At 45.9% G+C, this 13,872-nt stretch carries 13 protein-coding genes and 1 pseudogene; 9 read left to right on the top strand and 5 right to left on the bottom strand.

What is annotated here, in order from left to right:
- Nucleotides 1-1,227: dihydroxy-acid dehydratase (locus B3D59_RS10120; RefSeq protein ID WP_286819508.1), on the bottom strand; the 1,227-nt coding region annotated here is incomplete at its 3' end.
- Between the two features lie 465 nt (nucleotides 1,228-1,692).
- Between B3D59_RS10120 and B3D59_RS10115 the strand changes: the two genes are divergently transcribed.
- Nucleotides 1,693-4,236 (top strand): hybrid sensor histidine kinase/response regulator, encoded by a 2,544-nt coding sequence (locus B3D59_RS10115; protein WP_286819507.1) that lies wholly within the window; start codon nucleotides 1,693-1,695, stop codon nucleotides 4,234-4,236.
- Nucleotides 4,233-5,381: a response regulator gene (locus B3D59_RS10110; RefSeq protein WP_286819505.1), complete on the top strand. Its 1,149-nt coding sequence runs from the start codon at nucleotides 4,233-4,235 to the stop codon at nucleotides 5,379-5,381. The genes B3D59_RS10115 and B3D59_RS10110 overlap by 4 nt, the downstream gene beginning before the upstream one ends.
- Nucleotides 5,382-5,456: 75 nt before the next feature.
- On the opposite strand, the gene larB is transcribed toward B3D59_RS10110, so the two are convergent.
- Genes larB through B3D59_RS10095 form a run of 3 tightly spaced genes read right to left on the bottom strand, consistent with a single transcriptional unit; the run spans nucleotide 5,457 to nucleotide 7,198 of the window.
- Nucleotides 5,457-6,218 (bottom strand): nickel pincer cofactor biosynthesis protein LarB, encoded by a 762-nt coding sequence (gene larB, locus B3D59_RS10105; RefSeq protein WP_286819504.1) that lies wholly within the window; start codon nucleotides 6,216-6,218, stop codon nucleotides 5,457-5,459.
- A gap of 7 nt (nucleotides 6,219-6,225) precedes the next feature.
- Nucleotides 6,226-6,477 (bottom strand): hypothetical protein, encoded by a 252-nt coding sequence (locus B3D59_RS10100; protein ID WP_286819503.1) that lies wholly within the window; start codon nucleotides 6,475-6,477, stop codon nucleotides 6,226-6,228.
- Nucleotides 6,449-7,198: a ParM/StbA family protein gene (locus B3D59_RS10095; RefSeq protein WP_286819501.1), complete on the bottom strand. Its 750-nt coding sequence runs from the start codon at nucleotides 7,196-7,198 to the stop codon at nucleotides 6,449-6,451. Before B3D59_RS10095 ends, B3D59_RS10100 begins: the two co-directional genes overlap by 29 nt.
- A 279-nt stretch (nucleotides 7,199-7,477) precedes the next feature.
- Here B3D59_RS10095 and B3D59_RS10090 point away from each other — a divergent pair, with 279 nt between their 5' ends.
- From B3D59_RS10090 to cmoB, 7 genes are all read left to right on the top strand, one after another.
- On the top strand, nucleotides 7,478-8,353 hold the full coding sequence (locus B3D59_RS10090) for a CHASE4 domain-containing protein (protein ID WP_286819496.1): 876 nt from the start codon (nucleotides 7,478-7,480) through the stop codon (nucleotides 8,351-8,353).
- 172 nt (nucleotides 8,354-8,525) lie between these two features.
- The gene (locus B3D59_RS10085; protein ID WP_286819495.1) at nucleotides 8,526-9,233 is read left to right on the top strand and encodes a sensor histidine kinase; all 708 of its coding nucleotides are present in this window, start codon (nucleotides 8,526-8,528) and stop codon (nucleotides 9,231-9,233) included.
- Nucleotides 9,234-9,243: 10 nt separating this feature from the next.
- Entirely contained in the window at nucleotides 9,244-9,903 is a 660-nt protein-coding gene (locus B3D59_RS10080; protein WP_286819494.1) for a response regulator, read from the top strand.
- Nucleotides 9,904-10,103: 200 nt separating this feature from the next.
- Nucleotides 10,104-11,162, top strand: coding sequence for a cytochrome-c peroxidase (locus B3D59_RS10075; RefSeq protein ID WP_286819491.1), 1,059 nt, complete (start codon nucleotides 10,104-10,106; stop codon nucleotides 11,160-11,162).
- A gap of 106 nt (nucleotides 11,163-11,268) precedes the next feature.
- Nucleotides 11,269-11,685, top strand: a complete 417-nt coding sequence (locus B3D59_RS10070; RefSeq protein ID WP_286819486.1) for a hypothetical protein — start codon at nucleotides 11,269-11,271, stop codon at nucleotides 11,683-11,685.
- 148 nt (nucleotides 11,686-11,833) lie between these two features.
- Complete coding sequence (gene cmoA, locus B3D59_RS10065; protein WP_286819484.1) at nucleotides 11,834-12,559, top strand: carboxy-S-adenosyl-L-methionine synthase CmoA; 726 nt, start codon at nucleotides 11,834-11,836, stop codon at nucleotides 12,557-12,559.
- 1 nt (nucleotide 12,560) lies between these two features.
- On the top strand, nucleotides 12,561-13,541 hold the full coding sequence (gene cmoB / locus B3D59_RS10060) for a tRNA 5-methoxyuridine(34)/uridine 5-oxyacetic acid(34) synthase CmoB (RefSeq protein ID WP_286819480.1): 981 nt from the start codon (nucleotides 12,561-12,563) through the stop codon (nucleotides 13,539-13,541).
- 9 nt (nucleotides 13,542-13,550) lie between these two features.
- On the opposite strand, the pseudogene B3D59_RS10055 reads toward cmoB, so the two are convergent.
- A pseudogene (locus B3D59_RS10055) lies at nucleotides 13,551-13,872 on the bottom strand (histidine phosphatase family protein); the annotation flags it as partial.

Here is a 13,872-nt window from a genome sequence, read left to right as displayed (position 1 = left end):
TACCCTTGCAGGTCCCTTGTGGGTCATCATTTCCGGCAGAACCGCCGACTGTTTAACCACACAGCCTTCAGGCGCAAGGTTGCCGAACAATACGGCAAGCCCACCCTCCTTATGATAAGGATCGTTGACCGGCCGAATGACATCCGGGTATTTCACCCTGACATTTTCAAGGTTTTCTTTAATGGTTTTACCCGTGGCTGTGAGAAGACTTGTGTCGATCATGTTGTTGTCACTAAGCTCCTTCATCACGGCCTGGATCCCGCCGGCTGCGTCAAGATCTTCAATGTGGTCCTTTCCGCCGGGGCTTAAGGAGCATAAATGGGGGGTCTTTTTACTCACTTCATTAATCAAATCCAGGGGGATATCCACACCGGCCTCGGCAGCAATGGCTTTGAGATGCAGAACCGTATTGGTGGAACAACCTAATGCCATATCCACAGCCAGAGCATTCATAAATGCCTGTCTGGTCATGATCTTGTCCGGGGTAATATCGTGTACCACCAGATTCATGATCTGCATACCGGCAGCTTTGGCCAGACGCAGCCGGCTGGACATGGGCGCCGGAATGGTACCGTTGCCGGGCAGCCCCATACCGATGGCTTCGGTAAGGCAGTTCATGGAATTGGCCGTGAACATGCCTGCACAGGACCCGCAGGTGGGACAGCCGGCATTTTCCATCTCCAAGAGCTCTTCTTCGGTCATTTTGCCGCTTTGAACTGCACCTACGGCCTCGAATATGGTGATCAGATCAATTTTTTTTGACCGGTCCTGGGGGTGGCGTCCTGACAGCATGGGGCCGCCGCTGACAAAAATGGAAGGAATGTTAAGCCTTGCCGCGGCCATAAGCATGCCCGGTACAATTTTATCGCAATTGGGCACCATGACAATACCGTCAAAGGGGTGTGCCATGGCAGTCACTTCAATGCTGTCGGCAATAAGTTCCCTTGATGCCAATGAATAGTGCATGCCGACATGGTTCATGGCAATGCCGTCACATACGCCGATGGTGGAAAATTCCATTGGGGTGCCGCCGGCCATGGAGATACCGGTCTTGACGGCTTTGACAATGGAGTCCAAGTGCATGTGGCCCGGGATCAGTTCATTGGCGGAATTGGCAATCCCGATCAGGGGGCGGTTAAGCTCAATGTCGGTGTATCCCAAGGCTTTCAGCAGGCCCCGGTGGGGTGCCCTTGCCACGCCCTGTGTTGCAATGCAGCTTCGTCTCATTTCTTTAAAAGTCTCCTAAAAGCAAAAAAGCCGTTACCTGCCCCCCTTCGGGGCTGGTAACGGCTTTTTTTAATTAATCTTATTTAAGCCACTAATCGCCCCTTCGCCAGGAGGTGATAATAATCACCTCCACGATAATGAGGACCACTACTAGGCTGTTAATAATATTCGTATTCATCATAATATTTTACTCTTAATTAAATATATTAATTATATATAAATAACATTAATGTCAAGAAAAATAAAACTTTTACCAAATTAAATTTTTACCTGACAGAGAGTCAATATTAAACGGACTATGCTTGCTTGTCCGGAAATAAGAATTTTTGTTAAATTTCTTCGTTGAATAAAAAGACTATTTCTGAATAGGCACGAATTAGGGTTTGACTTTCAAACTGTCAGAAAGTTATATTATTTTTACATCCACTCATAACTACCATAAATTTAAGTTGATATTAAAGATAGATGATCACTGATAAACATCCGGCAATGCTGCTGTCATCCATTATGACAGCAATTATATTCTGTCTGGCAGGAATGGGTCTGTATGCGAAAACGCTTGCCCTGATTGCACCATCAATTGCGACGGTCTGCATGATATGGGCCGCATATCATTTTTTAAGTGAGCGATCCGTAATCTTGGGACGCACTATTGTACTGATTTTCACCGCCTATATAACCTGGTTTGCCTGTCTTACCGGCGGCATTTTCAGTCCCGGTCTCTTTTTTTTCATCATTGTCATGGCCGGAACTGTTCTATTCGCTGATTTGTCCGGTTTTTTCCTTGTTTTCGGCATTTGTGCGGGGTTGGTTGCCTTTTTTTATTTTGGTCCCTCCTGGGGGCCTGGCGCATTGAATCTCAATGAATTTCGCCTTGTGTGCTTTATAATCCTCTTTTCCGGTATCGGATTTATTTTGTTGCTAATGCTCAAAAAACATCAGGCACTTATCACGGAAAAACAGGCTGCTGTTGAATTTTCTCAAAAAATTCAGGCGGATGCCAAAAACGCGATTGAAGCTAAAGATAACTTTTTGGCCAATATGAGCCATGAAATACGAAATCCCATGAACGGGGTTTTAGGCATGATTCACGTGCTTCTTGGCTCTGAGCTTGACGCTGAGCAAAGACGCTATGCAGACATTGCCTATAACAGCGGCAAAGCCCTTTTAACCATTGTTAATGACATTCTGGATCTATCCAAAATTGAGGCAGGCAGAATTGAATTAGATATCCGTCCCTTTGATCTTGAAATAGCCGTCAAGGATATTGTCTCTTTACCGGAATTGCAGGCCAGGCAAAAAGGACTTGGGTTTATCTATAATATCGACACGGATGTGCCAAGGCGCCTCAAAGGCGATATCGGCAGAATACGCCAGGTGCTTTTAAATTTTACAAGCAATGCCATCAAATTCACTGAAAACGGGTCTGTGACCCTGAATGTGAGACTCAAAGAGGACAAGGAAGAACATGCGTTGATTCATTTCAGCGTGGATGATACAGGTATCGGTATCAACGAGGAAGTTCTCAAAGGCCTTTTTGCGCCCTTTGTTCAGGCTGATGCGTCTATAACAAAGAAATATGGCGGTACCGGCCTTGGTTTATGGATATCAAAACAGTTTATTGAATTAATGGGTGGACAGGTTGGGGTGGACAGCCTTGAAATGATAGGCTCCACCTTTTGGTTTGAAGCCCCCTTTGAAAAACAGCTGCCCGAGGAGATTGCCCAGGAGCTGTCTGCCGTTCCCATCAACGACATCAGGGTGATCGCCATATCTAACGAGCCGGAACCCAGCACCCGCCTGACAAAAGTACTTGACCAGATCGGATTTAATTATAAGACTTGTGAACACAGCCGAGTTATTGAACTTGTTACCCTTGCAAAGACAAATTCAATCCCTTTTCATGTGGTCATTATGGAGGTTAGCGAATCGGATCAATATGCAAGGACCCTTGGCAGGGAATTCCGCCAGGATCTTGAGTTGAATTGCCTTGCGTTAATTCTCGTCACTGCTGTGGGTAAGAAGGGGGATGCAAGGGAATTTGAAGACCTGGGCTTTTCAGCCTTTTTAAGCTTTCCTTTGGACGGAACCATTCTCCAGGATGCCATCCGCACGGTGCTTTCACCGACCTATCGGAAAAACCGCCAGGCCATTATTACCCGCCATACTCTTGCAGAACGTAAAAAAAGAGCGTTTAAAATTTTAATCGTGGATGACATTGAAACCAATGTCGTGACGGCAAAGGCAATTATATGCACACATGGATACCAGACTGATTCGGTATCCAACGGCCTTCAGGCTGTTGAAGAGGCGAAAAATAATAAATACGATTTGATCTTCATGGACTGCCGGATGCCGGAAATGGACGGATATGAAGCCAGCCGTCAGATCCGGGCATATGAAGCCTTAGAAAAACTCACACCCACGCCCATCATTGCTATGACCGCAAATGCCTTTGAAAGGGACCGGCAGAGATGTAAAGCGGCCGGCATGGATGATTTTATTTCAAAACCAGTTAATCCCCAGGCTTTAATTGAACTTATTGAGGCATATAAGTATGGAACCGTGCCTTCGGTGGCGTTTGACCCACCGAATTTTGACATGCCTGGTCCTGAAATGTATGACATTGAGAAACAAGAACAGGCCCTGACCGCTTTGGAAGATAACGATTCACGCCCATCTGTATTTGACAGGATCGGATTTCTTGAACGCTTTGGCAATGATAGGCAATTGGCTGCAGAAGTTCTTGAATCCTTTTTTCAGGAAGTGGAGGGAGTTGTTGATAATCTTGTGTCTGCTGTTAAACAAGCGCCATTTGATCCCGAAAATGTCAAGGCCTGTGCCCATGCGTTAAAAGGCGCTGCCGCCAATGTCAATGCTGAGCAGTTAAGACTTGCCGCCGTCGACATTGAAACCCAGGTCGGTAATGGTTTGAAATTAGATACAATTGTTGTAACCGAAATGATTAAGGAAAATTTGAACCAGTTTAACAGGAACGCGTTTTTATGATTGATATTGAAACCATGACCATACTGATTGTGGATGATATGAAAAGCATGCGCCTGACCCTGCGCAAAATGCTGCGGAATCTTGGGATCGGCAAAGAGCTTTTTTTTGCGGATAATGGAAAATCAGGTTTGCTTGCGCTGAAAAACCATTTCTGTGATTTGCTCATTGTTGACTGGAACATGCCGGAAATGAACGGCAGCCAGATGCTGGCCAACTTGCGCCGGGATAAAGAGATCAGGGACATTCCTGTTATTATGGTTACAGCTGAAAACGAACGCGACGTTGTGGCCGATGCTGCAGAATACGAAGTGGAGGGGTATCTTCTTAAACCATTGACCCTGGGCGCCCTGGATACAAAGATAAAAAGTGTTATCGAGGCTGTCAACCACCCGGAAAAGGCAAAAATTCACCTGCTCGAAGCAAGAGCATGTGAAGAGGCAGGCAATATCGAAGGCGCCATAGACGAAACCCGAAAAGCCTTGGGACTCAAACCCAATGCATCACGTATTTTAAGAAAACTTGGGCTGTTATACCTTGAGGCCAAGAAAGCCGAAATCGGTGAAAAATGTCTTCAAAAGGCCGTTGCCGTAAACCCTCAGGATACAATTTCACGAAACCACCTGGCCAAGTTGTATATTAACAAGCGTGACTTTAAACAGGCCGCCCAGCTTTACATGGAAATTCTCTCTTTTAGTACCAGGTATTTTGATTCAGCGGTTCACTTGGGTGAAACACTTTTGATTAACGGATTCAGAACGGAGGCAAGAACGCTTTTTTCGCGTATCATCTCAAAAAGCCGTTTCAACAGGATGCTTCAGGAAAAAATCATGAATATCTGTCTGGACAACCAGGAATATGAATATGTGGCCAAGATCGTTACTGAAGCGATCAAGGAGAATCCTGCCAACATGGATCTGATGTATAAGGCCGGCACCATTTACCTTGAAACCGGTGATCAGGAAAAAGCCATGGAATGCTTTATCACGGTTGATGACAACATGCGAGGGGGTGTTAAAACCAAACTTCAGATCGCCCGGATTCATATCAACAATAAACGTATTCTCCAGGCTGACGACTATCTGAACCGCATTTTGATGATTGATCCGTCAAATAAGGAGGCCCTTAAACTACGGCGCCAAATTTAGTTCCTGTCCGGAAAACAGCCTTTTTGTCCAATTTCCACGTTGGATGATATTTCTTATTTCCGGACAGGCACTCATCTAACGTTCAACCCCTACATGGTTAATAGTCGAGGCCATATAACCTGCACCAAATCCATTGTCTATATTGACCACCGCAATATTTGAACTGCATGAATTAAGCATACCCAAAAGGGCGGTCATGCCGTTGAAGCTTGTGCCGTAACCAACACTTGTGGGAACAGCAATTACAGGCGCTTTGACAAGGCCACCCACCACAGAGGGCAGGGCACCTTCCATACCTGCGGCAACAATAATGACAGACGCTTTTTCAAGATCTTGCCGATATGCGAAAAGGCGGTGGATGCCTGCGACCCCGACATCAAAAAGTGTTTTGACTTCATTTCCCATGGCTTTTGCCGTTAAGAAGGCTTCCATGACCACCGGAATATCTGAAGTGCCTGCACTGACGATGAGAATTGTTCCCCGGCCTGTAATGGCGGGGGGCTGTTTTTCTATTTTTAACAGATGGGCGTCATCAAAATATTGTGCATTGGGAAACCGTGAAAGAACGGCATCTGCCTTATCCTCATCAATGCGGGTTACAAGCACGATATTTTCCGATTGTTCCAGTTTTTCAAGAATGGCAATAATCTGTGCCGATGTTTTGCCCTGCCCGAAAATAACCTCGGGGAATCCTTTGCGAAGAGCTCTGTGATGATCCACATGGGCGCAACCGATATCTTCAAACGAAAGGTGTTTTAATTGATCTGCGGCCTGTCCAACGGGCAGTGCGCCCTCGGCCACCATGGAAAGAATTTGTGTTAGTGTATCAATGTTCATATAGCGTCTAAGCGTTTTGCCTTTTCAACCAGGCAAGTCCTTTCCCTGCTTTATTTGTTTCTTCCGAAGACGGAGTCTCCTCCCGGGCAGAAGGTTCTTGTTCAGGGGCCGGTGCCTGCCGGGAAGGTATAGTCTTGTCTTTGCCCCACTGGTAATGACCGAATTTACAATACCCCCGAACATTATTGAATCGTGCATCAATGCTCTTGGGAATGGGGATCACATTGCCTTCAACCGATGATATCAGAAATTCGGCCAAAGGGATAGACCCACCGCCGGATACGATAATTGACACCACTTTCCTGACGCAATTTATCAGCTATCACGGAAAAGCACTTGGCCACGCCTGTGTCCATGGTTGACGACCCCCTTTCAATGTACTGGAGATGGTCAAAGATGGAAAAATCCGTTGTTTTAAATCCAATATCCACCACCCCGAGCTTGGATGTTGCAAGGTCTCTGTCACATATTTTTCCGTTATCATCGAAAATCAGGTTGAAGATGGACCCAATGGGCTGGGGTATGACGTGCACCTTGTCAATTGAAATCCTTCTGTGTTCATCAGGTGCGTCCTGGTGATGGTAGATGATTTCGTGCTCACCCTGGAGAATCTGTTTAAGCCGCTTGGTATCACGTTTTAAGTACGCCACAGGTAAGCCGGTTACCACATTGATAGGGCCATGGGTCTGGGAACATGTGCCTGCCGCCGCAAGGGCCAGTATCTTGATGAATTCTTCAACCATTTTTTCCTGGTCAAGGGTATATTCGGTGAGGCTGGACTGACGTTCGGCATAGGCTCCTAAAAAATACGTTTTATTGTCCAGAGTGATATGCAGATTTGCTGCTGCTGCGGCATCCCCCATGGATGACATAAACTGGATATCAGGCGCATCACCGATCATGGATTTGAAAATTACCGAGTTTTGTCCGCTATATGCTTTTGTAAAACCAAACCCCACATCTATGCCGATAATTTCCATGTCCTGACATCCCTATGTAATCTGACCCTATGTAATTTGCCCCTATGTAATTTGCTTAGATACGTTGTGAATTGTTCTGGAATTATTTCACGGCAAAGGTACCACTGTCCCTAAAAGCAGTCAAGGAATCAGGGCTATTGCATGTAAAAAAATTACCTAATCTTTTTCATTCATTATCGATACTTTTTTTGACAAAAAGTATTTTTCCACCCTATCATTCAAACGGCTTAATCATTATTATTGACTATGAAATTAAAAACAAAAATTCTGGGCGTTCTGTTGGCAATACTGCTTTTGTACGGTATTTTGAGCTACGGTATTGAGTGTTTTGTGGTTTTCCCAAGTTTCGTTCTGCAGGAAAGGCTTGAGGCCGAGAAAGATTTGAACCGGTGCCTTGAAGCCCTGAGAAGGGAGATCCACTATCTGGATGAATTTGTCCATGACTGGGCGGCGTGGGATGATGCTTATGCGTTCGTTCAGAATACAAATATGGACTTCATCCGTTCGAACCTTGTTCGTACGACTTTTATCGACAACAGATTAAACCTCATTATGCTTTTGGACCTGGATGGCCGTGTCCTCTGGGAAAAAATGTTCGATTTAAGGACAGGCCTGGAACTGAATAGCACCCAATTCCCTGACGATCGTTTTCCATTGTCCCACGTATTCATGGCGCATACGAAAGATATAGAAAGCAGTGTTGCCGGTGTTTATGGCACAGAAAAAGGTCCGCTTCTTGTGGCATCTCGGCCTGTCATCCGAAGTCTTCACCAGGGGCCGGCAAAAGGCTATTTGATCATGGGTCGCTTTCTAAACGAGGCGTACATGAAAATCCTGACGGACCAGACCAAGGTGGATCACCGATATTGGCTTTCACAGGACCCCTCCATTCCGGCGGAATCCCGGTCGATATTTGAAAGATTGCAAAAAAATCCCGGTCCCATGTTTGAAGAGCAGGATAAAAGCAGGCTCTTCGTATACAATGTTTTCAAGGGGTTGACCAGTTCATCCGACCTCATCATCCGCGCCGAAATTCCCCGGCAGATCATGAAATATGCAAAGAACACCATGTTTCTTGTTCTGATTTCCACTGTGTTGGCCGGATTTACCCTGCTGTTTGTGATGTTTTTTTTTATTGAATCAGGTGGTGATTGACCCCTTGGGGAAACTGACGGCGTGGGTTGTTTCGTTGGGGTCGGCAAAACCGACTTTATTTCCCTTTTGTTTAAACAGGAACGATGAAATCGGTATTTTGTGCTTTGCGTTTCAAACGCTTTTTAATAAACTTACCCAGGTTCATAAAAATTTGCAGGAAATCAATCTTCGTTTGAATCATGAAATCCGGGAGCGGAAAAGTTACGAAGAAAAACTCCAATCCCAGCAAACCCGGCTGAGACATCTTACTTACAAACTTCTTTTGACGGAAGAACGGGAGAGACGACGGCTTGCATCAGAGCTCCACGACCAGATCAGTCAAAATCTGGCGATCTGCCAGTTAAAACTTTCAATGTTCAGGGAGTCCTGGGCGGCGGTTAATACGGCCCAGGCCCGCGAAATGAATGAAATTGAAGATAATCTTGAAGAAATTATTCAAGAAACCCGGACTTTGACTTTTGAAATCAGCCCGCCGATACTTTATGAACTGGGACTGAAGCCGGCCTTGGAATGGCTTTTGGAAACCACCTGCAGGGAACATGGTATCGACACTTTTCTGGAGGGAGATCGGCTGGATAACAGTTTGAGTATTCTTATTTTCAGAACAGTAAGAGAATTACTCCACAATATCATCAAACACGCAAACGCTTCGGAAACAACGGTGCGCTTGTCTCAAGGAGCGCATTTCTTTGAAATCTGTGTTACGGATAACGGGATTGGGTTTGATCCTGAAAAACAGTATAAAAATATCGGTTTCGGCCTTTTCAGCATTCGTGAACGCTTCAGCTCCATTGGCGGAGAGTTTTCGATCTTGTCTAAGTCCGGTGAGGGAACCCGGGCAATTTTAAAGGTCCCGTATAATTTGAAACATACCGTTTAAAGGAAACACCATGAAAATAAATATTATTCTTGCCGATGATCATCATGTGATTCGTGAAGGTCTCAGGCTGCTTCTTGAAAGGGAGACGGATCTCCTGGTCCTTGCCGAAGCTGACACTGGAAGGGCCGCCCTGTCTGCAGTTAAAAAATTCAACCCTGATCTTGTGATCATGGATGTCTCCATGCCTGAGTTAAACGGTATGGAAGCCACCCGGAAAATCCTGTCAGAAGCCCCAGCCACTAAAGTCCTGGCCCTTTCCATGTACTCGGACAGGCGCTTTGTGGAAGGGATGTTCCAGGCCGGTGTGTCCGGCTATATCCTGAAAAACTGCATCGCAAGAGAACTGGTTTCGGCCATCCGCCTGGTGGCAAAAGGGCAGGTCTACATCAGCCCTGAAATTGCAGGGACCATTGTGGACGGATACCTGTCGCGCCTTGTGCCTCAAACTGATACAATCCATCGCTTACAAAGAAAAACTTTAACCGATCGGGAACGCGAAATTCTTCAATTGATCTCCGAAGGTCAAAATTCCAAAGAGGTAGCTGAAACACTCCATGTGAGTCCAAAAACCGTCGATGCCCACCGGAGAAACATCATGGAAAAGGTCGGCGTCCATTCCATTGCGGAGTTGACCAAATTTGCCATACGCGAAGGGATAACCACCCTGTAACCCCATGGTACCCGGCTCTTTTTGCCTGAACTTTTAAGCCATCGGCTATGCCTCAACTAGGCATTTTGCCAATATTAGTTCAAAATCGCATCTGGTAAAGTGAGATATTATCGGTATCTATTGTTCATCAAATCAGGCTACATGCTGCCTTGTGGCAGACAGCTTTTATATATCCTCAAAAATATTAAAAGGAGAGCAACATGATGAAAAAGTTCACAGGTATTCTTGTAAGTTCCCTATTTGTAATTTCGGCAGCCTGGGCTGCCGGAGGCAGTCCGACCGTCAGTTCTGATATTGAAAAGCTCGGGATGCGGCTTTATAACGACAAGAACATGTCATTTAACGGCACACAATCCTGCCGGAACTGCCACCATCCTTTCAGTGGATTTGCAGATATCACAAATCATCTGGATCCTTATACCAATTTTGTTTCAACGGGCGCAGATGGCGTCAGCAAAGGCGGGCGCAATGCTCCTTCCTCTGCGTATGCCGGATTCAGCCCGATACTGGCTCTGGATGAAGCTTCCAGCGAATGGGTCGGCGGCATGTTCTGGGACGGCCGCGCAACTGGCTGGGATCTGGGCGACCCCCTTGCCGAGCAAGCCCAGGGCCCACCATTAAATCCTGTTGAAATGACCATGCCTAGTAAAGATGCGGTGATTCAGATAATCAAGGATTCTGATTACGTGAACCTGTGGAACAGCGTTTTCGGCACTGGATCACTTGAAGACGTGGCGGCAGCCTATGACAACTTTGGCATCGCAATAGCTGCATATGAGCGATCTACCGATGTGACCAAATTTACCTCAAAGTTTGACACAGCAGTGCTTTCCGATAAGGAAAAGGCTGGTCGGGATCTTTTCCAGACCAATTGCGCCTCCTGTCATTCCATAACAAAGGCATTTGGTGCGCCGGCGGCCCTTTTCACCAATTACAAATACGCCAATATCGGTGTTCCGGCCAACGATGGAATTCCATCAGAAGGTGCGGATTTAGGTCTGGGGCCTATAGTCGGTGATGCAGCCCAAGACGGAAAATTTAAAATTCCAACCCTACGCAATATTGCGCTTACAGCCCCTTATTCCCACAACGGTGTGTTTCCAACTCTCATGGAAATGCTTGAGTTTTTAAATGATCGCAGCGTTTTTACACCGGAAGTGGAAGAAAACTTGTCAACAAAAGTTGGAAATCTGGGGCTGACACCAAATCAGCTGAAAGAGATCGAAGCTTTTTTAATGACCTTGACGGATGATTATTAATAAACGATAATTAATATATAAAAAAACAATGAGCGCCTGCCTTCGCAGTTTCGGGAGAGAATACCTGGAACGGCTGGGACAGGCCCGCAACAAAGGAGAAAAAGAAATGGCAAAAAAAATGAAATCCTTTTGTTTGTCTTTTTGCGGTTTTTTGACCCTTTCACTACTTGTGCTGCAAATACCTGTCCCGTGTTACGCCTTTGACATTGAGATTGATGTGTCTCCGAATGTGCTCAACATCCAGAGCAAAAGTACAATTGTCACAGTTCATACGGACATCGCCTACAAATTGGTGGACGTAGAAACCGTATCATTGAATGGCGTTGACATGGACTGGTGGAAATACGATGACAGGGGCAATTTTGTCGCCAAATTTGATTCAGATAAAATCAAAAAATTGGACGACCTGATCATAGGCGATTATACATTGACATTGACCGGAGACACGACTGACGGAGATACCTTTCAAGGAAGTCAGGAAATCATGGTGATAGACAACATTCCGGCCGGCCGTCGGGATTAGACCTGGCCTGAGATTCTTTTTCCAGTAAGACCTGTCCGAATATGTGAATTATCTGAAGTGCCTATTGTACCGCTTGGTAAGGTTTCCCAACCGCTTGCACAAACCCTGTAAATGATGTATAGATGCCCGGATTAAAACGGACGGTGCTATGAATAAAGACAGGGTATTTGCAGAAAAACTGACCACGATCACACCTTTCAGGTTCAACGAAAACGTCGCCCGGGTATTTGACGATATGCTGGTCAGATCAGTACCGCTGTACGGCGAAGTACTTAAACAGCAGGCAAGAATTGCCCGGCAGTTTTATCAAAACGGCACACGGATCTTCGATTTGGGATGTTCCCATGGCAACCTGGGTGTTCTGCTTCTTGAGTGTTTTGGCGCAACTGCATTTAAAATGACCGGCGTTGACAGTTCCTGGCCCATGATCCAGCGATTTCAAAAACGGCTTTCCGTTCATGACAGTCAAGGTTGCATAAACCTTGCCTGTGCCTGTATTGAAGATATTGTGATTTTAAACGCATCTGTGGTGGTTATAAACCTGACGTTGCAGTTTCTTGATCCTGAAAAACGCGACAGGCTTATTCAATCGGCCTTTAAAGGCCTTTGCAAAGGCGGCATATTGCTGCTTACGGAAAAGACCGTTCACGCTGATCCACAAATGAAAGTCCTGGAGCAGGAGTATTACTACCAGTTTAAACGGGAAAACGGCTATACAGATCTTGAAATCAGTCAGAAGCGAGATGCCCTGGAGCGGGTACTGGTTCCCGAAACCGTCTCAGAACATGAAAACCGTATCCAAAACGCCGGATTCTCCGCCTTTAATGTCTGGCTGAAGTGGTTTAATTTTACATCCATGATTGCTGTTAAATAAAATGGAACACTTTTTAGAAAAATACGGTCACCTGGGATGGAACCAATGGTATGATGCCCTGGAAAAACTGGTAAAAAAAAAGGGGGCCTTTCTTGAGTCTGCCAAAGGAAATTTTGGAAAGCTTAAAAAGGTGGTTGAAGAACTGCCTGAAATTTGTCCCAATGTTGTTGATTTGTCATCTGATCTGTTATCCAGGGCTGTCAGCATCGGGCAGGCAGGCCAGCTTTTACCCGATGAAAAAGAGAGGCTTTACAACGGTCTTGTCCATCTGAGTCCCTGGCGCAAGGGCCCCTTTGATTTTTTTGGTATTCACGTTGATTCCGAGTGGCAGTCCTGGATGAAATGGGAACGTCTGGCGCCCCATCTGCCCAGCCTTAAAAACAGAAAAATTTTAGATATCGGTTCAAGTAACGGCTATTACATGTTTAAAATGGCGGCGTCAGACCCCATGTTTGCTTTAGGCCTTGAACCCCAGAGTTATTTTTATTACCAGTATTGTGCGGCTCAAAAATATCTGAATTTAAAAAATGTATTCTGTCTGCCGGCCGCCTATGATGAGTTGCCGGCCATGGATGGTTTTTTCGATCTGGTGCTGTGCATGGGCATTTTGTACCATCGCAAATCCCCTGTGAAGATGCTCAGACAGATACATGACAGCCTTGTGCCTGGGGGCCGGGTGGTGGTGGAAAATCTGGTCATCAGAGGGGAAAACAATTATTGTCTGTTTCCCTTTGACCGGTACGCTAAAATGCGCAATGTCTTTTTTATCCCGGATCTGTCTGCCATGGAAGCCTGGCTTGTTCGGGCCGGGTTTTCAGATATCAGGTGCGTGGATATCACAGACACCACTGCTGAAGAGCAACGCAAAACCCAGTGGATTCAAACGGAATCCCTTGAAAATTTTCTGGATCCAGAAGATCCTGGAAAAACCGTTGAGGGGTATCCGGCACCGGTGAGAGCTATCTTTCTGGCAACCGCTTAATATAAAACTTTAAACGATTTCGACCGGATCGAACTGCCTGGCAACGGCAAAAATCCGGGAATCCCTTTCAAAAAACGCCACGGCATCCAGATACCCGGCATCAAGGGTATCTTCATACGAAAATCCAAGAGTGAACTGCTTGATGGAAAAGATATTCCAGTCATGGGTCACACAGATAGCGGCCTGTCCGGGGGAAAGCGATTTCAGTGTTGATACCATGAAATTGGTTATCCGGTCTGCCGTAAACGCGGGATCAAGCATAATTGATTCATCAATGATTTTGTCAAACCAGTTCTGGACAAACTGGGAGGGCGCATTCCCATTTTCCCGG

This window comes from Desulfobacter sp. UBA2225, from assembly GCF_002348205.1.
GTDB classification, from domain to species: Bacteria; Desulfobacterota; Desulfobacteria; order Desulfobacterales; family Desulfobacteraceae; genus Desulfobacter; species Desulfobacter postgatei.
This window is presented reverse-complemented; position numbering and strand designations above follow the sequence as displayed.